Origin of the sequence: Tunturiibacter gelidiferens, from assembly GCF_051013345.1 — a bacterium.
Lineage (GTDB): Bacteria > Acidobacteriota > Terriglobia > Terriglobales > Acidobacteriaceae > Edaphobacter > Edaphobacter gelidiferens_A.
The window spans coordinates 4,665,300-4,688,467 of record NZ_CP132939.1 but is presented as its reverse complement, the minus strand read 5'-3'; the positions used below and the strand labels follow the sequence as shown (position 1 = coordinate 4,688,467).

At 59.7% G+C, this 23,168-nt stretch carries 32 protein-coding genes; 14 read left to right on the top strand and 18 right to left on the bottom strand.

Annotated elements, in window-relative coordinates; genetic code table 11:
* Positions 1–14 precede the first annotated feature (14 nt).
* Positions 15–188, top strand: coding sequence for a hypothetical protein (locus RBB80_RS23440; protein ID WP_433964743.1), 174 nt, complete (start codon positions 15–17; stop codon positions 186–188).
* 29 nt (positions 189–217) lie between these two features.
* Here the strand turns inward: RBB80_RS23440 and RBB80_RS23435 are convergent, their stop codons facing one another.
* Positions 218–574, bottom strand: coding sequence for a hypothetical protein (locus RBB80_RS23435; RefSeq protein WP_433964742.1), 357 nt, complete (start codon positions 572–574; stop codon positions 218–220).
* Positions 575–681: 107 nt separating this feature from the next.
* On the opposite strand from RBB80_RS23435, the gene RBB80_RS23430 reads away from it, so the two are divergent.
* Positions 682–1,398, top strand: coding sequence for a dienelactone hydrolase family protein (locus tag RBB80_RS23430; RefSeq protein WP_433964741.1), 717 nt, complete (start codon positions 682–684; stop codon positions 1,396–1,398).
* Positions 1,399–1,487: 89 nt separating this feature from the next.
* Here RBB80_RS23430 and RBB80_RS23425 read toward each other — a convergent pair whose 3' ends face one another.
* The 3 genes from RBB80_RS23425 to RBB80_RS23415 are packed head-to-tail and all read right to left on the bottom strand — an operon-like array spanning position 1,488 to position 3,982.
* Entirely contained in the window at positions 1,488–2,324 is an 837-nt protein-coding gene (locus RBB80_RS23425; protein WP_433964740.1) for a response regulator, read from the bottom strand.
* A gap of 57 nt (positions 2,325–2,381) precedes the next feature.
* The gene (gene lpxD, locus RBB80_RS23420) at positions 2,382–3,398 is read right to left on the bottom strand and encodes a UDP-3-O-(3-hydroxymyristoyl)glucosamine N-acyltransferase (protein WP_433964739.1); all 1,017 of its coding nucleotides are present in this window, start codon (positions 3,396–3,398) and stop codon (positions 2,382–2,384) included.
* Positions 3,399–3,442: 44 nt separating this feature from the next.
* The gene (locus tag RBB80_RS23415; RefSeq protein WP_433964738.1) at positions 3,443–3,982 is read right to left on the bottom strand and encodes a DUF6982 domain-containing protein; all 540 of its coding nucleotides are present in this window, start codon (positions 3,980–3,982) and stop codon (positions 3,443–3,445) included.
* A gap of 203 nt (positions 3,983–4,185) precedes the next feature.
* Between RBB80_RS23415 and RBB80_RS23410 the strand changes: the two genes are divergently transcribed.
* Entirely contained in the window at positions 4,186–4,377 is a 192-nt protein-coding gene (locus tag RBB80_RS23410; RefSeq protein ID WP_433964737.1) for a hypothetical protein, read from the top strand.
* A gap of 26 nt (positions 4,378–4,403) precedes the next feature.
* The gene (locus RBB80_RS23405) at positions 4,404–6,104 is read left to right on the top strand and encodes a CCA tRNA nucleotidyltransferase (protein ID WP_433964736.1); all 1,701 of its coding nucleotides are present in this window, start codon (positions 4,404–4,406) and stop codon (positions 6,102–6,104) included.
* A gap of 343 nt (positions 6,105–6,447) precedes the next feature.
* Here the strand turns inward: RBB80_RS23405 and RBB80_RS23400 are convergent, their stop codons facing one another.
* From RBB80_RS23400 to pdxT, 6 genes are all read right to left on the bottom strand, one after another.
* On the bottom strand, positions 6,448–7,275 hold the full coding sequence (locus RBB80_RS23400) for an isocitrate lyase/PEP mutase family protein (RefSeq protein ID WP_433964735.1): 828 nt from the start codon (positions 7,273–7,275) through the stop codon (positions 6,448–6,450).
* Positions 7,276–7,318: 43 nt separating this feature from the next.
* Positions 7,319–8,302 carry a cytochrome c oxidase subunit 3 gene (locus tag RBB80_RS23395; protein WP_433964734.1) on the bottom strand — a complete coding sequence of 328 codons (984 nt, stop codon included), beginning with the start codon at positions 8,300–8,302 and terminating at the stop codon, positions 7,319–7,321.
* 36 nt (positions 8,303–8,338) lie between these two features.
* Positions 8,339–10,075: a cytochrome c oxidase subunit I gene (locus tag RBB80_RS23390; protein ID WP_433969832.1), complete on the bottom strand. Its 1,737-nt coding sequence runs from the start codon at positions 10,073–10,075 to the stop codon at positions 8,339–8,341.
* Between the two features lie 100 nt (positions 10,076–10,175).
* Positions 10,176–10,955: a cupredoxin domain-containing protein gene (locus tag RBB80_RS23385; protein ID WP_433964733.1), complete on the bottom strand. Its 780-nt coding sequence runs from the start codon at positions 10,953–10,955 to the stop codon at positions 10,176–10,178.
* Between the two features lie 42 nt (positions 10,956–10,997).
* A complete protein-coding gene (locus RBB80_RS23380) occupies positions 10,998–11,201 on the bottom strand; it encodes a hypothetical protein (protein WP_433964732.1) in 204 nt (67 codons plus the stop codon).
* Between the two features lie 54 nt (positions 11,202–11,255).
* Positions 11,256–11,900: a pyridoxal 5'-phosphate synthase glutaminase subunit PdxT gene (gene pdxT, locus RBB80_RS23375; protein WP_433964731.1), complete on the bottom strand. Its 645-nt coding sequence runs from the start codon at positions 11,898–11,900 to the stop codon at positions 11,256–11,258.
* 329 nt (positions 11,901–12,229) lie between these two features.
* Between pdxT and RBB80_RS23370 the strand changes: the two genes are divergently transcribed.
* Positions 12,230–13,063 (top strand): MBL fold metallo-hydrolase, encoded by an 834-nt coding sequence (locus tag RBB80_RS23370; RefSeq protein WP_433964730.1) that lies wholly within the window; start codon positions 12,230–12,232, stop codon positions 13,061–13,063.
* 150 nt (positions 13,064–13,213) lie between these two features.
* On the opposite strand, the gene RBB80_RS23365 is transcribed toward RBB80_RS23370, so the two are convergent.
* Together RBB80_RS23365 and RBB80_RS23360 are read right to left on the bottom strand one after the other, a co-directional pair.
* A complete protein-coding gene (locus tag RBB80_RS23365) occupies positions 13,214–13,555 on the bottom strand; it encodes a lipid-binding SYLF domain-containing protein (protein WP_433969831.1) in 342 nt (113 codons plus the stop codon).
* 103 nt (positions 13,556–13,658) lie between these two features.
* A complete protein-coding gene (locus tag RBB80_RS23360) occupies positions 13,659–13,967 on the bottom strand; it encodes a hypothetical protein (protein ID WP_433964729.1) in 309 nt (102 codons plus the stop codon).
* 276 nt (positions 13,968–14,243) lie between these two features.
* On the opposite strand from RBB80_RS23360, the gene RBB80_RS23355 reads away from it, so the two are divergent.
* Positions 14,244–14,531: a hypothetical protein gene (locus tag RBB80_RS23355; RefSeq protein WP_433964728.1), complete on the top strand. Its 288-nt coding sequence runs from the start codon at positions 14,244–14,246 to the stop codon at positions 14,529–14,531.
* Positions 14,532–14,655: 124 nt separating this feature from the next.
* On the opposite strand, the gene pdxS is transcribed toward RBB80_RS23355, so the two are convergent.
* Positions 14,656–15,615: a pyridoxal 5'-phosphate synthase lyase subunit PdxS gene (gene pdxS / locus RBB80_RS23350; RefSeq protein ID WP_433964727.1), complete on the bottom strand. Its 960-nt coding sequence runs from the start codon at positions 15,613–15,615 to the stop codon at positions 14,656–14,658.
* A 175-nt stretch (positions 15,616–15,790) separates the two neighbouring features.
* Between pdxS and RBB80_RS23345 the strand changes: the two genes are divergently transcribed.
* From RBB80_RS23345 to RBB80_RS23330, 4 genes are read left to right on the top strand one after another with little or no spacing between them, the layout of a single operon-like run.
* Complete coding sequence (locus tag RBB80_RS23345) at positions 15,791–16,186, top strand: (R)-mandelonitrile lyase (RefSeq protein WP_433964726.1); 396 nt, start codon at positions 15,791–15,793, stop codon at positions 16,184–16,186.
* A complete protein-coding gene (locus tag RBB80_RS23340) occupies positions 16,167–16,370 on the top strand; it encodes a hypothetical protein (RefSeq protein ID WP_433964725.1) in 204 nt (67 codons plus the stop codon). The genes RBB80_RS23345 and RBB80_RS23340 overlap by 20 nt, the downstream gene beginning before the upstream one ends.
* A 33-nt stretch (positions 16,371–16,403) precedes the next feature.
* Positions 16,404–16,910 (top strand): glycosyltransferase family A protein, encoded by a 507-nt coding sequence (locus RBB80_RS23335; protein ID WP_433964724.1) that lies wholly within the window; start codon positions 16,404–16,406, stop codon positions 16,908–16,910.
* Between the two features lie 7 nt (positions 16,911–16,917).
* Positions 16,918–17,121: a hypothetical protein gene (locus tag RBB80_RS23330; RefSeq protein ID WP_433964723.1), complete on the top strand. Its 204-nt coding sequence runs from the start codon at positions 16,918–16,920 to the stop codon at positions 17,119–17,121.
* 89 nt (positions 17,122–17,210) lie between these two features.
* On the opposite strand, the gene RBB80_RS23325 is transcribed toward RBB80_RS23330, so the two are convergent.
* From RBB80_RS23325 to RBB80_RS23305, 5 genes are all read right to left on the bottom strand, one after another.
* Positions 17,211–17,483, bottom strand: coding sequence for a PaaI family thioesterase (locus RBB80_RS23325; RefSeq protein WP_433964722.1), 273 nt, complete (start codon positions 17,481–17,483; stop codon positions 17,211–17,213).
* 348 nt (positions 17,484–17,831) lie between these two features.
* On the bottom strand, positions 17,832–18,209 hold the full coding sequence (locus RBB80_RS23320; RefSeq protein WP_433964721.1) for a VOC family protein: 378 nt from the start codon (positions 18,207–18,209) through the stop codon (positions 17,832–17,834).
* Positions 18,210–18,288: 79 nt separating this feature from the next.
* Positions 18,289–18,588, bottom strand: coding sequence for an HRDC domain-containing protein (locus RBB80_RS23315; protein WP_433964720.1), 300 nt, complete (start codon positions 18,586–18,588; stop codon positions 18,289–18,291).
* The gene (locus RBB80_RS23310; protein ID WP_433964719.1) at positions 18,585–20,798 is read right to left on the bottom strand and encodes a RecQ family ATP-dependent DNA helicase; all 2,214 of its coding nucleotides are present in this window, start codon (positions 20,796–20,798) and stop codon (positions 18,585–18,587) included. Before RBB80_RS23310 ends, RBB80_RS23315 begins: the two co-directional genes overlap by 4 nt.
* Positions 20,799–20,907: 109 nt before the next feature.
* Positions 20,908–21,405, bottom strand: a complete 498-nt coding sequence (locus RBB80_RS23305) for an energy transducer TonB (protein WP_433964718.1) — start codon at positions 21,403–21,405, stop codon at positions 20,908–20,910.
* A gap of 149 nt (positions 21,406–21,554) precedes the next feature.
* Here RBB80_RS23305 and RBB80_RS23300 point away from each other — a divergent pair, with 149 nt between their 5' ends.
* The 4 genes from RBB80_RS23300 (at position 21,555) to RBB80_RS23285 (ending at position 23,123) form a co-directional block, all read left to right on the top strand.
* Positions 21,555–21,902 carry a hypothetical protein gene (locus RBB80_RS23300; RefSeq protein ID WP_433964717.1) on the top strand — a complete coding sequence of 116 codons (348 nt, stop codon included), beginning with the start codon at positions 21,555–21,557 and terminating at the stop codon, positions 21,900–21,902.
* A gap of 4 nt (positions 21,903–21,906) precedes the next feature.
* Positions 21,907–22,185: a serine hydrolase gene (locus tag RBB80_RS23295; RefSeq protein ID WP_433969830.1), complete on the top strand. Its 279-nt coding sequence runs from the start codon at positions 21,907–21,909 to the stop codon at positions 22,183–22,185.
* Entirely contained in the window at positions 22,143–22,607 is a 465-nt protein-coding gene (locus RBB80_RS23290) for a hypothetical protein (protein ID WP_433964716.1), read from the top strand. Before RBB80_RS23295 ends, RBB80_RS23290 begins: the two co-directional genes overlap by 43 nt.
* Before the next feature lie 69 nt (positions 22,608–22,676).
* Entirely contained in the window at positions 22,677–23,123 is a 447-nt protein-coding gene (locus RBB80_RS23285; RefSeq protein ID WP_433964715.1) for a rhodanese-like domain-containing protein, read from the top strand.
* Positions 23,124–23,168: the final 45 nt, after the last annotated feature.

The following is a 23,168-nucleotide window of genomic DNA, read 5'->3' as shown; positions in this document are numbered from 1 at the left end:
TATGATGTTCGGCGTTGCGGAATGCACTTGCAGCAGAGGGCCCGAAGGCTATGATGATGGTCGTGGTTTGTGCGATGTTGTTTGTTCTGTTGGCACTGGGTGCAGTATTTACGCTGATGATTCGGTCTCACCGCGATGCGGTACAGTATGGCTCGATGAACGCAGCTGAAGCAGAGATCGTAGAGTGAGGCTCAAGCCTGGTACTAGATGATTCGGACTACGGAGCGGTGGTGACGCTGGGGTCTGGTCGCCAGGTGACTCCGGTGGGAGTGATCGCGATGGTCAATGAGCCTTCTGCGCCCTCGTTGAGGGTGGGGCCTTCTTCTTTGTGGTCTTTGTGCGTGCTGTCCGTGTAGAGAAGTTTCATCTTTCCTGAACCCAGGACCTTGAAGCGATAGTGGAAGTCGGAGCCGTCAGCGAGGTTTTGCGTGCCGAAGCTGGCGCTGGGATAGTCAACTTCGAGGAGCTCGATGGGCTGACCGGTGCGATTGCTGACTGTGGTTGCAACGTACGGGGAGTGGCAGCTGGTGGTGGCGAGGCTGGCGAGAACGGCGAGCGCGAGCAGAGAACGCATAAGCGTCAAGGGTATCAGGGCGGAAGGCGACCACCGTTCTGCACCGACTCTGATCCTGTAACAAAAAGGCGATAAATCCTTTTGGGAAGGAGAGATTTCAGAGACTCATGAACAGCAAGCGGAGACTACCTTTCTGCACCATCTTGGGGTGGGCGTTTTGCTTTTTGAGTGTTTGCAAATTTTCTCGCGCTCTCTCTCAGAGTCCTCCAGAGTCGGGCGCGACGAGCAGAGATGGACGATTCAAGTATGAGATCTTTGGAGGAGATGACCCTGGGAAGCCGCTATTGATTCTTCTTCATGGTGCGAGCGGGCCCAGTATGGGGTTCTATCGCGACCAAGCTGAATATTTCTCAAACAACGGCTATACCGTATTTTTACCTCATTATTTTGACGCTACAAAGTCCAGCAATCCGACAATGGACAATTATCGTGCCTGGGTGAACGTAGTGAAGACGCTGCTTAGCGAACAGGGAATCTCTGTTGCTCCGGCTCACAGAAGATCAGTGCTAGTTGGTTATTCTCTTGGTGCGTCGGTCGCCTTAGCGGCTGGCTCTCAAGGGGTGCCGGTAGATGCAATTGCTGAATGGTACGGGAGCCTTCCAGATGATTTCTTTTACCATTTGCAAGGCATGCCACCACTTCTAATCCTTCATGGAGAGCGCGACTCCAGCATTCCCATCACGAACGCCCAACAACTTATAAAGCTCTGTGGAATAAAACAATTTCAGTGCGAAAGCCATATCTATGCTGATCAGGGTCATGGATTCGTCGGAGCAGCACTGAAAGACGCGGATTCAAGAACACTGTCGTTTTTCTCTCGCTGAGGTAGATGCGAAATGCGGGGTTTCTCCACTGCGTCGCGCAATAAGGCTGCGCGACTTCGGTCGAGATGACGCGGCATGAGGCGGGCACTCTAGAGGAACGGAAGGAGTTCGGAGGTTCGGGTGGGGGGCTTGTCGAGGATGCGAGCAGTGAGGACGGCTCCTGAGCGGTTGTCGTGCAGGGTGATGGGGAAGGCGAGGACGCTCCAGGTAAGCTGCGGCTCCTGTGGCCGGGGCTGGGCGAGCAGGCCGCGGTGGGTGCGATCGATGTAGGTTTCGCGGGTAAGGCAGACGGTCTGGAGAACGTCGCTCCAGTCGCGCATGAAGGGGCGCATCTCCTGAAAGACGCTGCGGCCGATGAACCACTCGCGGGGTTGGCCGAGGTATTCGGCAACGCTGTCGTTGCAGTACTGCCAGATGCCTTTCTCGTCGAATATCTGGACGAGGACATCGGTGCCGATGGCCATGGCGATGCGGGAGTAGAAGAAGTCGCGGGCGTCGACGACGACGGGTGCGCCACGGCGCTTGGCCTCGAGAGAGCTGAGCGCGTCGAGGAGGTCTTCGACGGAGCTGTGGCCCTTGAGGAGATGCATGTCTTCGACGCCGCCGAAATAGCGATCGATAGTGGCCGAGAGAATGATGATGGGAACGTGGGGGCGGCGACGGCGGAGGAGAGCTGCTACCTCGGTGCCGAACTGGCCGGCTCCGAGGTGATAGTCGAGAACGGCGATGTCGATGTTGTTGAAGAGATCGGTGGCCTCTTCGATGGTGGAGGCGGGAACGCACTCGTAGCCGTGCTGGCGCAGTATGGCGGAGCGGAGATGGAGATTGGTGGGCTCGTCATCGAGCAGAAGGACGCGAACGGATTGGGCTGTGGTGCTATGCATCTCGGTGGAGCCGTTGCGGAGACTTTCAGGAGGTTCCGTCATGTCCTACCCCCAAGTACCTCTATGAGTTATATACGACGAGAGTCACCTGATGGATGGTTATTTTAGTTTCGACTTTATGTCGCGCAGCAGCTCGGGCAGGCGATTGAAGAGCGCCACGGAACGAAGCCATTGCCGGTTGTCGATGGCGGGATAGCCGCTGACGACTTTCCCGGGGGCTACGTCGCCGGGAATTCCGCTTTGGGCTGTGGCGATGGCTCCGTCGCCGATGGTGCAATGTCCGGCGACGCCGACCTGGCCGGCGAGGATGACGTTTTTGCCGATGATGGTGGAACCGGCGAGGCCAACCTGGGCGCAGAGGAGAGTGTCTTCTCCTACGGTTGAGCCGTGGCCGACCTGGACGAGGTTGTCGATCTTGGCGCCGGCGTGGACTCGGGTTTCGCCGATGGAGGCTCGGTCGATGCAGGCGTTGGCCTGGACTTCGACGTTGTCTTCCAGGATGGCGGGGCCGGATTGGAGGATCTTGTACCAGCTGCCATCTGATTGGCGGGCAAAGCCGAAGCCGTCGGCCCCGATGATGGCTCCGTTCTGGAGGGTGACGTTGTCGCCTAGCTGGCAGTGTTCGCGAACGATGGCGTGAGCGTGGGCGAAGAAGTTGTCGCCGATTCCGGCGTGGGGGTAGAGAACGACGTGCGGGAGGATGATGGCGTTGTCGCCGACGATGACGTGGTCGCCGATGACGGCGTAGGCGCCTATGTGTGCGTTGGCTCCAATCTGCGCGGTAGGTGCGACGGCCGCGGTGGGGTGGATGCCGGGGGCGTAGGTGGGGGGCTGATAGAAGAGCTCGATGGCGCGCGCGAAGGCAAGGTAGGGATTTTTGAGGCGGAGGGTGGCGGCGGGGATCTCGGGGAAGTCTGGTTCGACGAGGACGGCGGTGGCCTTTGTGGTGTGGGCGAGGGAGGCGTATTTCGGGTTGGCGACGAAGGCCAGAGCACCGGGAGTGGCGGTCTCGATACCTGCTACCCGGGTGATTCGAGTGGCGGGATCGCCATGCAGGGCGGCGCCGAGATGGTCGGCCAATGCGGCGAGAGTTACCGATTTCGAACTGGATTGCATGGGGTGGATTGTAATGGACTAGACAACGAAGGGTTAGTAGGGAGTTAGTTGGGACGACTGTTGGGTGGGATCAGGTTGGTAAAGAGGTCTTCCTGGAGGCTGGGGACCGAAGAGGCCGGCAGGGGTTTGCGGCGCGAGGGGGTGGTAATGACGGCGAGAAGCTGGAGGTCGGAGATAGAGGTGCGCGGGACGAAGATGCGTTGCGTGTTGGAGCGGACGTCGGGCGGGGTGAGCTGGAGGCCGGTGTCGTTGATGAGGTCGTCAGCGAGGGATAAATCAATGGGAGCGAGGCCTTCGAGGAGGTCGCCGGAGCGGAAGGTGAGGCGGAGCCAGAGGCCTTCGGTGCGGGGTTTGGCGAGGAAGGTGCGGCGGGTGAGTCGTTCGGGGTTGGAAGTGTCGTTGAGGTTGTAGTCGCGGACGTAACAGATGTGCTTTATGTCGTTGACGGGTAGGGAGATGACACGCCCGCTGAGGTCGAGCAGATCGATGGCGCGGTTACGCGTGAAGCCGGAGAGCGGCAGGTAGCCGGGGAGGGTTTCGCCAGTGAAGCGGCGGACGATGACCTTCTTGTGCGCGGAGGACATAAGGACTCGCGGATTGTCGCATACCAGGGGTTAGAGCAACGAAAAAGGTGCAATCGGAGTAGTCAATTCGCTAACGCTGTGTTACATTGGCCTTTTGCGTTTACCTGTGCTCACCATTATAAACGCTTGATTCGTCGAAGCTTAGCTTGGCTTCGGGAGTTGAAGCGCCCGGTTCGAACCGGCTTGGAGTAAAAGTATCAGTTATGGCGGACTACATCTACCTGCTCGAAAATCGCCTCTCTCAAGCGCAGCGTGACTCGCTGCTGGCAGTGCGCGAAGTGGCTCGCGCCAAAGGACTTACCGTGTTTCTGGTGGGTGGCGCGGTACGGGACATGACCAGTGGATCGCCGGTTCGGGATCTGGATGTGGTGGTTCAGGAAATGCTCTCAAGCTAAGGAAAGATATAGAGAAAGCGCATGGCGTGATCACTGGGGAGTCGGAGGCCGGACAGGCTCTGTTTGTGCGGTTCCCTGGTGGTGTGAGGATGGAGATTGGCAGCACTTTGACGGTCACTTATCCGAAACCGGGTAAGCCGGTGGCCAAAGCTGCAACGATTCTCGACGATCTGCGGCGGAGGGACTTTACGGCGAACGCGATGGCGCTTTCGTTGAATGACGGATCGTACGGGTTGCTGATGGACCCTTTGAATGGTGTGGCGGACATCGAGAATCGCGAGTTGCGGTTGGTGAGCAACTATGGGTTTATCGAAGATCCGGTCAGGATGATCCGGGCGGCACGGTTGATGGCGCGGTTGGGCTGGCAGATGGACGAGAAGACCCAGGCGCGTTACGAGACGGGCAAGCAGGAGGGGTACATTTCGGCGATGGGAGAGTTCCATCGCGGGTATGAGACCGAGGAGATCTTCCACGAGGAGGATCCGCTGCGGGTGTTGCGCAAGCTTGAGGCAGAGGGCTGGATGAAGGATCTGTTCCCAGCGCTGTCGTCGGCGAAGGCGAATGTGACGGAGTTGGAGAAACTGCGGGATGTGCAGTCGCAGCTGCAGATGCAGGGTATCCATCCTGAGGCGGCGGTTGCGAACTTCCCGTACCTGACGGCGAAGATGGCTCCGAAGGAAGTGGCGGCGCTGAAGAAGAGCTTTGCGCGGCAGGGGTTCGTGCAGGAGATCGAGGCGCTCGAGGACGAGGCAAAAGCGTTTGCAGCGGAGTTCTCGGGCAAGGGCGCGGCTACGCCCTCGCAGGCGTGGAAGCTGCTGCATTCGGCTAAGCCGGAGTCAATTTTGTGGGTCGCGCATACGTCGAAGAACGCCGGAATTCAGAATAAGTTCAAGGGGTTCTTTACGGAGTGGTCGCAGGCGAAACAGAAGCTGCCTTACGCGTTGATGCAGGAGATGCGAATCGTTCCTGAACTGCCGGGCTATGGCGAACTGTTGGACAAGCTTTTCTTTGAGCTGATGGATGGCAAGCTGGGAACGATTGAGGAGATGAAGGCTTATCTTGAGCCGTACTCTCCGCCGGCTCCTCCTCCGCCAGTTCATCTGCGCAGGCCGCGTGTGGCGAAGAAGGATGCCAAGCCTGCCAAGAGTCGAAAGAAAGCCGCTGCGGTGGAAGACGGCGGTGAGAGTGCGGAGGCGTCGGATACGAGTGAGGTTCAAACGAGCAGTCCCGTGCCTGCGAAGGGTGCTGGTGCTGCGAAGACTCCAGTTGCGAAGAGTGGAGTTGCGGGTAAGGTTGCTGTACCGGTGAAGGCAGTTGCGAAGAAGGTGGAAGAGCCTGCGAAGAAGACTGCTCCTGTCACGAAAGCGGCTGGTGCTCCAGCGAAGGGGAAGGTGGTTGCCAAGGCTCCGGTGAAGGTGGCGGCAAAGAATGTGAGCACGAAGGCTTCGGCGAAGAAGGCACCTGCGAAGACGGCGAGTAAGACTCCGGCGAAGAAGGTGGTCCAGTCTTTGGCAAAGAAGGCTCCCGTGAAGGCCGCAGCTAAGAAAGCTCCTGCAAAGGCTGCCAAGAAGGCACCAGCAAAGAGTCCTGTCAAAAAGACTTTGCCTGCCAAAAAGTCAGCACCTGTGAAGAAGGTGGCGGCGAAGGCTGCTCCGGCGAAAAACAGTGCGGCGAAGCACGCTCCGGCAAAGAAGGCAGTGAAGGTCACTCCCAAGAAGCGCCACTAACGGTCTCCGACTTTCAGTGGATACCGGCGTGGGATATGTTGAACCTTGTTTAGACGGAGAGGTTCGGAACCTTCAGGCGGAAATGTTCGGAGTGTTGTGACGGGTGGAGACCTTCGGGATCCTTCGCTCCGCTCAGGATGACGGCAGAGGCGTATGACCATGACGGCAGAGACGTGGGACCACGACAGCAGAGACGTGGGGCGAGGATAGGCGGGGCGTGGGGCGCAAGAGCAACGGCGAGCTCGAAATGACAAGACTAGCGTGAAGGCAGAGGGCGTGCACGCGTTTTCTCGCGGTCGGATGCGCCAGGAGGCTCGGAGGGACTCGTGAGGTTCGATGTCGACTATCTCTTTTGGCTGGTCATGTAACTGGTGACCTCGGAGGTGGGGATGGCGTCGGCTGCGAAGTTGAATGTTCCCCGATCTTTTACTTCGCGTGCTGCGCGCAGAAATGCTCCCAGGGCGGCGCGGGCGAAGGCGCCTCCTACGCTGATTCGCTTGACTCCTGCGGCTGCGAGCTGTTCCACCGAGTAGGTCGCGCCTCTCAGGCCCATCACAACGTTGACTGGCTTGGAGACGGCGGTGCAGACCACTCGGATCGCTTCGAGGCTGGGCAGGCCAGGTGCATAGAGAACATCGGCACCCGCGTCGGCGAAGGACTGCAGGCGGCGGATCGTGTCGTCGAGGTTGGGTCTGCCGTGAAGAAAGTTTTCGGCTCGTGCGGTGAGGAAGAATTGATAGCGGCTGGCGGCCTCGGATGCTGCTGCGATGCGCTCTGTAGCCAGCTGGAGATCGTAGATGGGGTTGGTCGGATCGCCTGTCGCATCTTCGATCGATCCCCCAACGAGTCCGGATGCGGCAGCGAATCGAATGGTCTCGGAGCAGCTATCAGGAGAATGGCCGAATCCGTTCTGGAGATCGGCTGAGACGGGGAGTTCGGTGGCTTCGACGATCTCCTTCGCGTTTTGCAGAATTTTATCGCGCGTGACTTCGATCGCGGAATCAGGATATCCGGCAGAGAAGGCATAGCCTGCGCTGGTGGTGGCGAGGGCTTCAAAGCCTAATGCGGAGAGGATCTTTGCGGTGCCCGCATCCCATGGATTGGGAATCACGAAAGTTCCCGAGCGCGCATGGAGTGCTTGAAACGCTTTGTATCTCTGCTCTCGAGTCATTCTCGGAGTCTCCCTGGCAAAACAATTTTATCCAAAGGTTGGGCTAACGATGGCGTTTGAAGAGAGCGATGGTACCTACGAAGAGGCCGCCAGCTGTGAGAGTCATCAGGATGATTGCGTGACGATAGGCGGCCTGGGTTCTGGGTGGCGTTGCGGCGGTGTTGTCCTGACACTGGGTGCAGCCTTGCGCGTGAGCGAGGGGCGTGAAGGTCAGGATGGCTGCGATTACAGTGAGGCGCGATAGGTGGGACAGCTTCATTGGAAGAAGACTAATAGGGTGAAGAGGAAGAGCCATAGGATGCCCATGGCGTGCCAGTACCAGGCGGCACCGTCGACCAGGATCTGGCGGGTTTCGAGTTGGCGGGAGACGTAGAGGCCGGTAAAGGCAGCGATGAGGGCTGCGATGCCAAAAAAGATGGATGCCGTGCACGCCGGTGATGAGATAGAAGAAGTGGCTGCTCTGGTTGGTCTTGAAGAAGATGTGCTGAACGGCGAGCTGGCGCCACGCGACCCATTGACCTGCGAGGAAGAGGAAGCCGAGAACGATGGTTGCGGAGAGCCAGGGAAGGGCGCGGCGGGTGATTGGTTTACCGAGGCCAAGCCACTCGTCCATGACGTCGGTTTCACGAAACATGTTGCGGCGGGCGAACTCTATGGTGGCGGAGCTGAGGAGGAGGACGACGGTGTTGAGCCAGAGGATGGGAGGGATGGTGGTGGGGAGCCACTCATTGACGTAGCGGTTGTAGGCGTCGAAGTGGCCGGTGGATTGGTTGACGAAGAAGGTGCTGACGATGGCGACGAAGAACATGAGATCGCTGGCGAGCGCGAAGAAGATGCCCATGCGATAGCGATGGAGGCGCTCGTAGGGGCCGCGGCGACCGTTGGGGCGATCGTTCCAGTTGTCGTTGTCTCCGCCACCGCCGGTGCGTTTGTCGGTTGGCGGGCGTCGGCCGGATCCGTTGTCGTGATCTTCTACGCGGCGTTTTCGTTCTTGCTCGGTTTTATTTGGAGTGATGGTTGCCGGCATGAAGTTGCCCCTCTGGGTGCTCGCGTAATGGACAGCTTACTCCGGTTTTGTGTCTGTGGCGTCTTCGATTTCATTCTGCGCGAGTGGGATGGGTTCCCATTGCGGCAGGAACGAAACTTCGGACTTATTTGATTGATAGTGGCATGGAGCGCGGTGAACTGACATCTCTGGTGTATCGGATGCGGTTAGTGGGGTGAAAGGATTCATGGTGGGGTGCCATTCGAGTGTCGTGGCCTTCCATGGGTTAGACGACGCAAACTTTCCTTTGCGCAGGCTGCGTATGAGATTGAAGAGAAAGACAAGCTGGGCGGTGGCGAGGAAAATGGCGGCGTAGGTGACGAAGCGGTTGAGCGGGAGGGTGTGGGAGAGGAGAGCTCCGGTGGGGCTGAGCGAGCCGCCTGGGCCGGGGATTCCGGTGAGCTGGGCGTAGTGGCGGGGTTCGCCGGCGAGACCGGTTAGGTGCATGGGAAGGAAGACGGCGTAGGCTCCGAGGAGGGTGCACCAGAAGTGGAGGCGGCCGAGGGGTTCGGAGAGGAGGCGGCCGGGGTGCCGGCTGGTTGCGGTGAGGAGGGGGAACCAGTAGTAGGTGGCGGCGTAGAGGCCGAAGATGCCCGCCATCGCCATGATGAGGTGGAAGTGGGCGACGACGAAGAAGGTGTTGTGGAGGTACTCGTCAAGAATTGGCTGGGCGAGGATGGGGCCGGTTAGGCCTCCGGTGATGAAGAGGCTGACGAAGCCGAGAGCGAAGAGCATTGGGGTTTTGTACGACGGGCGGGAGCGCCAGGAAGTGGCGAGCCAGCTGAGGACCTTGGCTGAGGCCGGAAGCGCGATGGCCATGGTGGAGATGGAGAAGGCAGAGCTGGCGAAGGGGTTGAGGCCGGCGACGAACATGTGGTGTCCCCAGAGGAGGATGCCGAGGAGGCCGATGAGGAGGGTGGTGAGGATCATGGTGCGGTAGGCGAAGACTCTGCGGTGGCTGAAGTTCGCCAGTAGCATGGAGGTGAGACCCATGCCGGGGAGGATGGCGATGTAGACCTCGGGGTGTCCGAAGAACCAGAAGAGATGGAGCCAGAGGAGGGGGCTCCCGTTGCCGCCTTTGTGCAGGATGCCGTTGACCAGATCGGCGTTGGGGAGGAAGAAGCTGGTTCCGGCGTGGCGGTCGCAGAGGAGGAGCAGGATGGCGGCGAGCAGGACCGAGAAGGCGATGATGCTGAGGAGGGCGGCGGTGAACCATCCCCAGACGGTGAGTGGGAGACGCTCCCATGTCATGCCGGGGCAGCGATTGCGGAGGATGGTGGTGAGGGTGTTGATAGAGCTTGCGGTGGAGGCGATGGCGAAGAGGGCGATGCTGGTAAGCCAGAGGTCCATGCCCAGAGCCTGGCCGGGGCCGGAGCTGGAAACTGCGCTGAGGGGTGGGTAGGCGGTCCAGCCGGAGATGGCGGCTCCGCCGGGGACGAGGGTGGAGCTGAGGAGAGTGAGGAGAGCGGCGGCGGTGAGCCAGAAGCTGGCGGCGTTGAGCGCAGGGAAGGCCATGCTGCGGGCGCCGATCTGGGCGGGAAGGATGAGGTTGCCGAAGCCGGCCTGCGGCGCGGTGGTGAGAACGAAGAAGAGCATGATCGTGCCGTGGATGGTGACGAGCGCGAGGTAGTCTTCGGGGAGGATTGGACCGTGGAGCGGGAGAGGCCAGTCGGGCCAGACGAGGTGGATGCGCATCAGCAGGGAGAGGAGGGTGCCGATGATCACCGAGATGAGTGCAAGGATGAGGTACTGGATGCCGATGACGCGGTGATCGGTCGAGAAGACAGCGGCGCCGAGCCTTCGGCTTTTGATGGTTGCGGCATGCGGCTGTGCCGGCGGGCTGTTGAAGGGGGAGTCACGGTGCCGCCTTTTGATGTGCGGCCAGCCAGGTTGCGAATTGATCGGGAGGGAGGATGAGGAGTGTGGCGTTCATGCGGTAGTGGCCGAGTCCGCAGAGCTGGGTGCAGAGGATGGCGTAGGTGCCGGGGTTGGTGGGTGTGAAGTGGAGGTGGATGGTCTGGCCGGGAACGGCGTTCTGCTTGAGGCGCATCTCGGGGATGGAGAAGCCGTGGATGACGTCCTGGGCGCGGAGGCGGAGATCGACCTCGCGGTTGGCGGGGAGGACGAGTTGGGACGTTATCTCGTCGTCGGCGGAGTGGGGATCGGATGGGTCGAGGCCGAGGGGATTGCCTTCGCCGGGGGCTACGAGGCTGGGGCGGGTGAGGCCGAAGGTGGCATCAGGGCCGGGATAGCGGAAGTACCAGGCGAACTGGACTCCCGTGACCTCGACCTGGAGAGCGGTTGGCGAGGCGCCGGTGTAGCGGGAGGAGGCCCAGAGGCGTTCGGCCTTGAGGGTGAGAGATGCGAAGAGGAGGGCGAGGGCGGCGAGCGGGAGGTACTCGATGCGCCAGAGTTGGGTTGGTTCGGAGTGACGTCGCGCGAGGAGGCCGATGAGGAGGATGAGGTGGGCGAGAACGAGGAGGGCGAGGGCGATCCAGAGGTTCAGGAGGAGGTGGTGATCGAGTCCGGGGCCATGGGCACTAGCGTCTGCGGGCAACAGCCATGGAGTGTGGATTATGGCGCGATCGATCCAGAGGCTGGGGAGACAGGCGCTCGTAAGGCGGGAGCAGGTCACCTATGCAGGATAGCTTGTCCGTGATCTGAGATGCCGAGGTTCTCAGCCAAGCCTTCCGAGGAGGAAGGCATAGAGGATGACGAAGAGGATAACCACAGCCATTCCAACCAGAAGCGGAGCGAGCATGTTGATGTCGATTGCTCTGGCTGCGCCATCGAATTGTTCTTCGTTGCCAGTGAAAAGAAGGGATTGCCCCTTGGATCTGCCGGGCGCGAGGGCATCCGTCTGGACTTGGCTGGAAGTCATAGACATCAAGCTTAGGTAAAGCGGCGTAAAGAAGCCGTAAAGATTATCTGGAAGTCAGCGCCGGCTGTCGCTCGAGGAAGCGACGGTGACATGGGTTCGAACGAGGTCAAGGAAGAGCTGGTGGACGCGGGAGTCGTGGCCTAGTTCCGGGTGGAAGGTTGCAGCGAGGAGGTGGCCCTGGCGGACGAGGACGGGGAAATCGTCGCGGGTGGCGAGGGTTTCGACCTGGGGGCCTGTCCGGGTGATGCGGGGTGCGCGGATGAAGACCATCTCAAGGGGAGCGCCGGGCAGTTTGGTGGGAGCGGTTAGGATGGTGGAGTCCAACTGGCGGCCGTAGGCGTTGCGTTCGATGGTGATATCGAGGGCGGCGAGGGAGATTTGAGCGGGATTTTGGACGTCATTGGCGAGGAGAATGGCTCCGGCGCAGGTGCCGAAGGTGGGGACGGTGCGGACGAAGGAGGTGAGGGAGTCGAGGAAGCCGTTGCGCTCCAGGAATTTGAGCATGGTGGTGGATTCGCCGCCTGGAATGATGAGGCCGTCGATGCTGGGGTGGTGTTCGGAGGTGAAGAGTTGGTCCGGGGTGCGGATGAGTCGGGTGGTGACTTCCAAGGTTGCCAAGACCTTCGCATGGGCCTCGTAGGCTCCCTGAAGGGCGAGGATGCCGATGGTTGGTGCGCGGTGCGTTGATCGTTGCGTCATGTACCTGTCGGATCTGGCCTCGACTCAAGTATAGATGACTGCGCGCTGTTGGCATTCGGCTCGGACTGCCTCGGATTGAATGATCTTGACGGTTTCAAATGATCAGAAGAGCGGTAATTTGGCGGATGAATTACTACCTGCAGACCGAGTTCTCATTTCCGATTCGGATATGTTAAGGACGTGAGTCGAATGGTTGGAGTGACATGGAAATCAGCTGTGTCCTGGGAGCTCCTCTACGACTGTGGATTAGAGCGTTTGTTGCTTTTGCGGTTTTCTGTTCCGGGTATGAAGTTCTGCCCGTAGAGGCACAATCCTGCGGATCAACGGGATTGGCAGTTCAGGTACTCGGCTCCGGCGGTCCTGAGTTGCAGGATAAGCGCGCGTCGACCAGCTACCTCATCTGGGATCATGGGAGTGTGCTTGTGGTCGTTGACGCGGGAGGAGGGAGCGCGCTTCGTTTTGGCGAGAGCGGAGCGCACATGTCGCAAGTGGACGTTGTTTTGTTCAGCCATTTTCATGTCGATCACAGCAGCGATTTTCCCGCCTTGATCTTTTCTTCCTGGTTTGAAGACCGGAAGCGTCCCCTGCCTGTATTCGGCCCTCCTGGAAACGAGTTCATGCCTTCCACGACAGAGTTTGTGCGCGACCTCTTCAGTGAGCCGCATGGAGCCTGGCGCCACTTGAGCGAACTCGCGGATCCCGGCTCCGCAGGAAGCTACAAATTAGAACCGCATAGTGTTGTGGCCGGCCCGGTGCCGGTTCCTGTCTTTCGCAACTCGGAGATCTCTGTGTACGCCGTACGCGTGATTCATGGCGTCTTTCCTGCGCTGGCGTGGAGAGTGGAAGTGGGCGGCAAGCGGATCGTCTTCAGCGGAGATACCAACGGCGAAGGAGACGGACTGACACGGCTTGCTTTGGACGCAGATCTTTTTGTTGCTCATAACGCCGTACCGGAGCGGGCTACCGGAGTGGAAAGACGCCTTCATATGCCACCGTCGGTAATCGGAACGATCGCTGCCAACGCTCATGTCAAGCGATTAGTGCTGTCTCACCGAATGCTGCGGACTTTAGGGAAGGAGGATGAGACGCAAGCGGAGATAAGACGAAGCTACTCCGGTCCTATCGCATTCGCCAATGACCTTGATTGTTTTCCCCTGCAGTGAAACAACGAGGGCATCGGTTCAGAAAGGGTTGTCGGCTAAAGTTACAAATCCCCCTCTGCAGTCCGGAAGACAGATGAAGAGGAAGGAAGCCTTTGATGAGGTTTCCTCCCTGCTTGTGGGGCATTCTCAGGATCGAGGTACGCGCTAGACCTAGTGCGCGCCGCTGGCGTGGAACATCTGGTTGACGGTGCGGATGAAGTTCAAGGAGTCGGGCTTTGGTTTCACTCCGCCCGACAGGATGGATTCGTAGGTGACATCGCTGCCGTAATAGGCGGTGGTGTCTTCGGTGTTCTGGTGGACTACGTCTCCGGTAAGGTCGATGCCGGCGAAGATTCCTTTGTTGCGCGAGTATGTGAGGAAGGCGGCGTTTGCGGTCTCGGTAGTGGAGGCCTGCGAGTCGCGTCCGACGGGTCCGGCGGCTACTGAGGCGTCGCCGCCGAGCTTGAGCTTGTCGTGGAGAAGGCGCTCGAAGGAGTCGTGAGTAGTGCCAATAAGAACGAGATCAGTGGATTGGCCCCTGCCTGAAGGCCGAAGCTAGCGCCGGTGAGCTGGATGAAAGCTGGAGCGCTCCAGCCATGGCCGGTGCGGCAGCTGACTACGCCCTGGCCGTACTGGCCGCCGACGATAAAGGCTCCCTTTTAAAGCCGGGGACGACGGCGATGCAGGTGGCCTTGGCGGCGATGTCGTTTGGTATGCCTTTGTCGGGCGTGTCCATGAGCTCGTGAAGCACCGCGTGAGCCGCCTCAATACGCTCATCGAGTTTTTGCATTTCAGCCGCGGAGGCGGCGATGGTCATAGACATGGTAAGGGCCGCAGTGGTGCAGAGTGTTTGAACAAACTTTCCCATCATCATTTTTCTCCCTTGTACCGCTCGTTTTATGTCGCTCGGTGTTTCAGCGTCCATAGTGCGATGCGTATGTAAGCGGCTTAGTTGTGCAGGAAATGATTTGGCAGGCGAGCTTGTTGAAGATAAATTTGCGGAAAATTGCAGGGGCGAGGCAACGCAGGGCACGTGATCTCGGACACGGCGGCAACTTCGCGAGATCACCCCCTATGCATCGTTTGGGGGATGGCTGCAGAGGCGCAGCTCAGCTATAGGTAAAGGGTGCGAGTTCATCGGGCCATAGTTTATTTATGCGCAGTGCCTTTGCTGATCGGGTTATATGCCGAGGCGTCGGTTGTGCCGTTGCTCCGGGCTGATGCTGTTGCTTCGCGAAGGATCGTCGTTGCAGCGCCCCTGGATGATGCGACCGTGATGCAGGAGAGTCTCCGGCGAGATGTTTCGGAGCATCCAGAAGAGTTCGTCGTATTTGCGACTGAGGCTGGAGCGAGTCAGTTCATGTCGGAACATCGTCTTTCCGTAGAGATGGAGACCAGTGGCAGGATTCTGTCGCGCGGGGTGGTGGGGTACTGGCAGGGGAAGACGATTGTGGTTCTGCCGTGGGAGCCGCTCAAGAACTTTCAGTAAAAGGCGGGGAAAGGCTGGTCCTGCCGGACGGGCTCCCTGTGCGGGAGGCGGTCACTTCGTGACTTGTGTCCCGGTCCTAGTTGGTGGAGTGCCTGGGTCCTCCCGTTGGTCGGGGAAGACTTCGCTACCAGCCTCGGGTTTGCATCAGGTCTTGCTCCTCGATGGCTGCTGCGGCCAGACCCTTCATGGAGCCGATGACGGATTCGCTGGCTTCGGCTACGATCTTGGGGTCGTTGAAGTGGGTGGTGGCGATGACGATGGCGCGGGCGCGGCTGACAGCCTCTTCGCGCTCCTTCGGATCGTTCTCGACATCGAGCGGAGTGGCTCGCTCCTTCATGAAGATGCCGGATCCTACGAAGATTGTTTCGGCGCCTAACTGCATCATGAGAGCGGCGTCGGCTGGGGTGGCGATGCCGCCTGCGCTGAAGTTGGGGACGGGTAGCTTGCCGGCCTTGGCTACCATGCGGACAAGTTCGTAGGGTGCGCCGTGGACCTTGGCGGCGTTGTAGAGTTCTTCGTCGCCGAGGACCGTGAGGGCTTTGATCTCGCGGACGATCTGGCGCATGTGCTGGACGGCGTGGACGACGTCGCCGGTGCCGGGTTCGCCTTTAGTGCGGATCATGGCTGCGCCTTCGGCGATGCGGCGGAGGGCTTCGCCGAGGTTGCGCGCGCCGCAGACGAATGGCGTGGTGAAGGCGTGCTTGTCGATGTGGAAGGTCTCGTCGGCGGGGGTGAGGACTTCGGACTCGTCGATGAAGTCGACTCCAAGGTGCTGGAGGACCTGCGCTTCGGCGAAGTGGCCGATGCGGGCCTTGGCCATGACGGGGATGGAGACGGCACCGATGATCTGCTTGATGAGCTTGGGGCTGGCCATGCGGGCGACGCCGCCTTCGGCGCGGATCATGGCGGGGACGCGCTCGAGGGCCATGACGGAGATGGCTCCGGCTTCTTCGGCGATGCGGGCCTGTTCGACGTTCATGACGTCCATGATGACGCCGCCTTTGAGCATCTCGGCGAGGCCGAGCTTGAGGCGAAGGGACGGGGAGCCGAAGTTTTCGTTGCCGTTGAGGGTGTGGTCTGCCATGGGTGTCTCCTTGATGCGTATGGTGCTGGTGCGCGGGGGTGGCGCGCTTTGTGTGGCTTATGTCCGCAAGACTTTTAAGTTTAGCAGTTTTGTGCTGAGGTGATTGGGTTGTGTTTGGGTGTTGCCGGCGGGTGGTTTGAAGTTCTTCTGCACGCGAACCACTAGAATGGGATCTATGGAGATCAAACGTAGCGGCTCGCAACCTTCGGGCAAAGGTCCGGCAGAGTGGTTTACCGGCACCGTGCGGATTGATCCGCTCTTTCATGCGCCTGACCCGGCGTTTGTTGGTGGTGCGAGCGTTACGTTCGAGCCGGGAGCGCGTACCGCCTGGCATACGCATCCGCTGGGACAGACTCTGATTGTGACTGCGGGCTGTGGCTGGGTTCAGCGGGAGGGCGGCGTGGTTGAGGAGATTCATCCCGGGGATGTGGTTTGGTTCGCACCGGGAGAGAAGCATTGGCATGGGGCTACGCCGACCACGGCTCTGACGCACATCGCAATTCAGGAACGATTGGACGGCAAGGCGGTGGAGTGGATGGAGCACGTCAGCGATGAACAATACCGGCGGTGACCCACTTCGTGGGATGCACACCCTTCGGGTTGCGCTCCCGTTGGTCGCGATGAAGATCTTCGCGCCGACCAACGAAGGATATGGCGAAGCCGTTAACGAGTTTGAGGCTTTCGGGCTGGATTTAGCTGAAAATTCAACGGCGGTTTATCCGGATCGGAAGGCTGGCGGCTCAAACTGCACATAAGGGGCGGTGTGCGCCCTGGACGGAGGCTCCTGGATGGTTGGTGAACTGACGATCGTGATTCCTGCCAAGAACGAAGTGGCGATGCTGCCGAGGTTGCTGGAGTCTCTTTGTAAACAGGACTATGTGGGGATGGCGAAGACGCGCGTGCTGGTTGCCGATGCGGGCTCGACGGACGGGACTGTTGAGGTGGCGCTGGGATTTCGCGATCGGCTTGCGGTAGAGGTGGTGCCGGGTGGGTTGCCTTCGGTGGGTCGGAATGCGGGCGCGAAGTTGGCTACGACGAAGTATGTGTTGTTTCTCGATGCGGATGTGGAGCTGCCGGAGCCGACGCTGTTGCGACGGGCGCTTTGGCGGATGGAGCGGCGAGGATTGCATCTTGCAACGACGAACATCGCCTGCCGGCAAGGTAGTTTTTTCGATGATCTGCTGTATGCGGGAAACAACTTGATGCAGAGGGTGGGTCGTTTACGAAGCCGTTTGCTACGGGGATGTTTATGTTGTTTGACCGCGAGGTTTTTGGGCGCTGGGTGGGTTCAATGAGCGGGCTTTGTTTGCTGAGGACTATCTGCTGTCCAAGGGCGTGGCGCGGCAGCGGTTTCGTATCGTGCGCGGGCGGGTGCTGACGACGAACCGGCGGTTCCAGAAGCTGGGGCACTGGCGGATGATTTGGATGTTCTTCAAGACGATGGTGCATACCTGGGATGAGGAGTATTTTCTCGAGGACCAGGGATACTGGGGTGAGGCTGGGTAACGGTTGTCCTGCCGGACGGGCCCACGACGCGTGGCTTGTGTACCCTTTTTCGGTGGTCGGGCGGCTTGGGTCCGGCCGCTGGCCGGAGATTAGGCTGGTGGTGGGGTGATGCCGGCAGCGAAGAGGAGCTTTTCGTCTATTGCGATGAAGAGGCCTTTGCTGCGAGCCAGGACTGTGCCGTCGGAAGACTGAATTTCGGCTTGATGGAAAAGCTTTCGGCCAGGTGTGCCGTCTTTCGCGGGGCGGTTGAGATGGCGGCCGATGAGGACGAGCGGCTGGTAGAGAGGTACGGGGCGCAGGTAGTCGATCTCCATATGGCGGGTCATGGCGAGGACGTTGAGGGGGCGATTGAGCTTGCTCATGGCTTCGTCGAGCAGCGCAGCGACGATGCCGCCGTGGATGTGGCCCGGGGCCTTCGTGCATGCGATCGAGCTGGAAGTGGCAGGTGGCGGTGATCGCAGCGGGGTCTGAGGTGTCGGTGGTGAAGGTGAGATGGAGGCCCTGTGGGTTGGCGGGGCCGCAGCCGAAGCAGTGATTGGCGCGTTCGTCGATGGTGGGGTTGTTGTCCATCGAGATGGGGGTGTGGCGGGCGTTGTCGGAGGTGGGCTGGTGTTCGCTCATCGGCCTGTGCTTCGGACGTTAGCACATTCTTGGGTGAAATGAATAGTCATTCATTGTTGGCGGCCGGTGTTGAGGACCGTTGTTGCGGCCTATCGGGAGGTGGGTTCGCCTACGAAGACGAGGCAGTCGTTTGGGTCGGAGATGTGGAATTCGGTCATGCCGTAGTCGCGGTCGAAGAGGTCTCGGATGCGGTAGCGGTCCTTGAGTGTCTTTACGTGGTCCCAGAGTGTGTGGATGTTGGAGACCTCGATGTAGATCTCGGTGTGGCCGCGGACGGAATTCATCACTTCTTCGGAGGCTGCTCTTTGGAAGTGGATGGTCTGGCCATCACGTTCGACGATGGAGTATTCGGGGGATTGCATGGTGAGGGTGAAGCCCAGGACCTCTCGGTAGAACGTGAGAGTTTCTTCCATGTCGGCAACGACGAGCTTGGGGCTGATGCGTTTTGCAGTGGTTGCAGGTGACATGTGCGTCTCCTTGCGGATGATTTGGCGGCTGAAGACAGGGTGCCACAGAGCGCAGGCTTCGGCCATTGCTCGCATCTCTTCAGGCGGTGCAGACAGACAGGATTCCGGGGCCGAATTTTTCGATCTTGTCTAGGCCCAGACCTTGAATGGATTTGAGCTGGGTGAGGTTTTGTGGTCGGGCGAGGACTATGTTGCGGAGCGTGGTGGAGGCGAGAACGAAGAAGAGCGGGAGGCCGAGGCGCTCGGACTCGGCTTTGCGCCATTCGCGGAGGCGTTCGTCGAGGACTTGCTGCTCGGGGGTGAGAGAGTCGATGGGGTCGGGTGTGGTGGTGCGTTGGCGGTGGAATGTTTCGGTAACAATAGGGATTGCGTCGCTCAAAGCAAAATGCGGGGTCTCTCCACTCCGCTGCGCTCCGGTCGAGATGACGATTCTTTTCTTGGTGCAGTCGATTGCAGGGTCTTTTGCTCCTCTGTAATGTGCGATCGTGAAGACGATTCTTGTCTGGTCGTGATCGATGGAGAGAAGGGATCCTGGGCGCGACAGAGGGCGATGAGGTCTGCGCCGTAGCGGTCGGCTTTCTCCTGGCCGATGCCGGAGACGGCGAGGAGTTCTGAGATGGTGTTTGGGGCTGCGACGACTAAGTTATGCAGGACGCTGTCGCCGAAGACGATGAATGCGGGTTTGCCTGTTTTGGCGGCTTCGGTTTTGCGCCACTCGCGGAGGTTGGCTTCGAGTGATTTTTGCGTGGATGTGTAGGCTGCGGTGGTTTGGTCGCGCTCGGTTTTGAGAGAGGTCTTGGAGGGTCTGGCTTTGTTGCTTGTCCTGGATTTTTTGCGGGAGGTGGTGGCGGCTTGGTCGATGTCTTTCAGGAGGAGGTCGGTTGGGAGGGGGCCGGTGAGGGTGCGGCCTTCGTGCGTGAGGGAGGCTTTTTTGTAGGTGACGATGTTGCCTTCAGGGTTGGTCCACTGGTCGGTGTTGAGGGTGATGAGGCCAGAGCGGGTGAGAGCGTCAAGGAGCGTGTCGAAGATTTTGCGGTCGGCAGCTGGGGTGTTGCGGAGGGGGCCGGTGGAGAGTTCGGTGTGTAATTTGCCCGTGGCGCGGGTTTGGCCGTCGAGCGCGCGGAGGATGGCGCGGAGCTGGCGTTCTTCTTCTGTGGTGGGAGCGCGGAAGGTTTGGGCAGTGGCGCTTTGTGGGGAGCAGAAGTCGCAGTGGCCGCATGGGCGGAGGCCGTCGGCGGTGTCGCCGAAGTGCTGGATGAGGGCTGCCATGCGGCACTGGGCGGACTCGGCGAATTGCACCATGCGGTCGATCTGCGAGCGGCGGAAGTTGATCTGCTCGTCGTAGCCTTTGCGCCAGGTGGCGTTGCGGGGGGCGTCGTCGGCTTTACGGACGTTGCCGGCCATGTCGATGCTGGCCGCGCCCTGGGCGATGAGTTTTTCGACGGCTTTGTCGAAGGTCTCGGCGTCCATCTTGAGGCGTTGGCGGAGGAGGTCGGGCATCTGGTAGTCGTCGGTGAGGACGGCAGCGACGCGGGTGAGCTCGGTGATGGCGGGGTAGTCGCGCTCGAGGAAGAAATCGTGCATCTTGCGGTCGGCGAAGGAGTGGAGCAGGACTGTGCGGGAGGGCTGGCCATCGCGTCCGGCGCGGCCGATCTCCTGGTAGTACTGCTCGACCGAGCCGGGGAGGGCGGTGTGGACGACGGTGCGGACGTCAGCTTTGTCGATGCCCATGCCGAAGGCGATGGTGGCGACGACCACCTCTAACCTGCCGGTGAGGAAGTGGCGCTGAACGCGTTCGCGAGTGGCGGGGTCGAGGCCTGCGTGGTAGGCGGCGGCGCTTCCGCCTAGTGAGGCGGCGAGTTCTTCAGCGGCTTTGCGGGAAGGCGCGTAGACGATGGCTGGGCGGTTGGATTGTTCTTTGAGGAGATTGGCGGTGAATTCGTTGCGGCGGGGCTTGGATAGCTCGACGACCTCGATGGCGAGGTTGTGGCGACGGAAGCCGTGGATGAAGAGGTCGGGTTGTGTGAGTTTGAGCTGGGTGATGATGTCGCGCTGGACGGTGGGCGTGGCGGTGGCGGTGAGGGCGATGACGGGAGCGGGGCGCAGGGCGGGGAGGAAGTCGCCGAGGGTGCGGTAGTCGGGTCGAAAGTCGTGGCCCCAGGCGGAGATGCAGTGTGCCTCGTCGATGGCGATGAGAGACGGCTTCTTCTTGGCCAACATCTCGGGGAAGTTGGGGACGCGCATGCGCTCGGGTGCGATGAAGAGGAACTGGAGGGTGCCGTCGAGGTAGTCGCGGCAGGCCTGACGGGCTTCGTCGCGGGAGAGGCCGGAGTGGATGCGGGCGACGCGGAGACCGGCGGCGGAGAGCTTGGTGGCCTGATCGTCCATGAGGGCGATGAGCGGGGAGATGACGAGGGCAGTGCCGCCGCGGGCGATGGCGGGGAGCTGGTAGCAGAGGGATTTTCCTGCTCCGGTGGGCATGACGAGCAGGACGTCGTGGCCGTCGGTGGCGGCGCGGCAGACGGCCTCCTGGTTGGCGCGGAACTCTGCAAAGCCGAAGGTCTGGTGGAGGAGGGTTTCGAGGTTCATCAGCTAGGTTGAGTTTCGCATAATCTTCGTGTGGGAGCGAAGTGACGCGAAACCCTAATGATGCAGAGCTTGATACCGGGCGAGTTTGAAAACAGAAAAGAACGATGTTTCAGTAAAGACTAAAGTGGATTTTCACTCTCAACTCAACAGGCACTGGTTCGCCCTGATAGGTTGCGGGCTCGAATCGATATTGTTCAACCGCCTTTACAGAGTTTTCGTCCAAGCTCAGTGCCGCCTCGCGCAGCTTCTCGTCTACGCTATCGGCGAAGGATTTGATTACGTGTACGCTGGTTGGAACACCGTTGGTGCTTACGATTAGGGCCACGAGGCAGTCGCCTTCGGTTTTCATGTTTCGAGATTTCCTGGAGAACTTCGGTTCCGAGGAGCGGATGAGTTTGGGAGCTGTTACCCCGTCGCCGACGTGGTATTTTCCGGAGGCGTCGGGGTTGGGACGCGGGGTGGGATTTGATGGAGCAGCCGGATCTTTACTGCTGTCTGCAGGAAGCGCGGGTGTTGTCTGTTGCTGGAGCGCGAGTAACTTGTCAGCGTTTGAGATCAAGCTGCCCATCAACAACGATGTGATGAGAAGTTTTCCAAGAGTTGCCATCGCTTCCTCTTATTGGTTGGATGAAAGAGTAGCATGATGGACGCTGACGCAAATCCTTGACTGTCAGCTCATGGAGAGTATCGGATCTTCGGGCACTGCAGCGTGAGCTTCCCAACGAGGGCACTTGATCAACCTGAATGGAGAGAGCCATGTTGAATTCGTGGCGAGAGTTTTTGGCGGCCACGGCTGCGACGATTGGAACGATGCCTCTCACGCGGCCTTTGTCTGCTGCGGAGACGAAGACTTCGCCGGAGACAATTGTTTCGCTCTTCAAATCGTTGCCTGGAGACGTGGCGGTCAAGATCTATGCGCCGGCGGTGAATGGAAAGCCGGAGTTTCTGGTGGAGTCGAACTCGTCTGAGACGATGTTTGTAGGAAGCGCGATTAAGACTTTCATCTTGTGTGAGGCGCTGCGGCAAGCCGATGCGCCTGATGTAGTGCAGATGGGTGAAGACTCGACAACTGAATCTGGATGCGAGTGTGTGGTCGCTGGATAGCGTGATGTTCAATCCGCCGAATCTGATCGGCAAGGTCTCGGAGAGAACTGCGCTGGAGGCCATGATCATGCATAGCGACAATACAGGGACCGATATGTGCTTGAAACATGTTGGCCCGGAGAAGGTTCGGCAGTTTGTTGCTTCGGCAGGATTGAAGAGCTGCATGATTCCCGAAAGCACGCGGGCACTCTTTGGTTATTTGCTGGGGCGAAGGACTACAGGACTTTTAGCTGGGAGGATTTGGGGGCGGCAGCAAATCAGACGATGGCGAATCTGCCGATGAATAACGTGCAGACGATGGCTTGTTCTGCCGATGACCTTGTGTCGTACTATTCTCGAGCGCTGCAGGAAGGTTTCTTCAAGAATAAGGAGACGCTTAGTGAGTTTCGCAGGGTTCTTCCGCTTGGGGATGCGATCTGGCTGCTGCCGCTACCGCTGGGAGTGAGCCCGTTCGTAAACCGCGGAAGCATCGATGTTCCGGGATTTCGTGCGCTGTGTGCGGTGGGAGCGATGCTGTTTGACGAACTGCGGGTATACTTTTGCCTGACGATCAACTGGGAGGCGAAGGCTGTGGCAGACCCTGCCACGACCGGTGCTTTCGCCGCTGCCAGCCGGGCGCTTTCTCTGGTGAAGGATAAGCCTGTCTGCCTGAGTGGCGGAGGCTGGGGCGGTTTGCTGGATGAGGCTGTCGGGCCGGCGGCGTAACTATAATTTCCAGCATCTTTCGAGGCAACGGAATGATCAGATAAAACTGAGATGCATGGAGGAGGCTGTATGTATCTGATTGCGATTTGTGTGGTTGGGTTCCTTGTGTTGCTGTTCGGGTTGCTGAGGATCAGGCAGTTGCGGCGGAGGCGTGAGCTGGAGGAGCACAGTATCGAAGCAGACGCTCTTTACGATCTGCTCGGGAAGAATCAGGAGATTTTGCTGTTCGATGTTCGCCAGCCGCTGGATCTGCTGGCACACTCGGAGATTATTCCCGGTTCGAAGAGGATTCCACCGAAGGAGGTGTTGGAGCAGGCCTCCCTGATTCCTAGAGAGAAAGACTCGGTGATCTACTGCACCTGCGTCAGCCAGAGCACGAGCCGGATGATCCTTGAGAGGGCGCTGGCGTTGAATTTTACGAAGATCAAGTTTCTGAAGGGTGGCCTGGATGCGTGGAAGGCAAAGGGGTATCCGGTGGAGCGTTACACTACTCCGTTTCATCTTGATACGGCTTGATCAACGGTGTCCTGCCGGACGGGCCCACTGCGCGTGGGGCGGTCA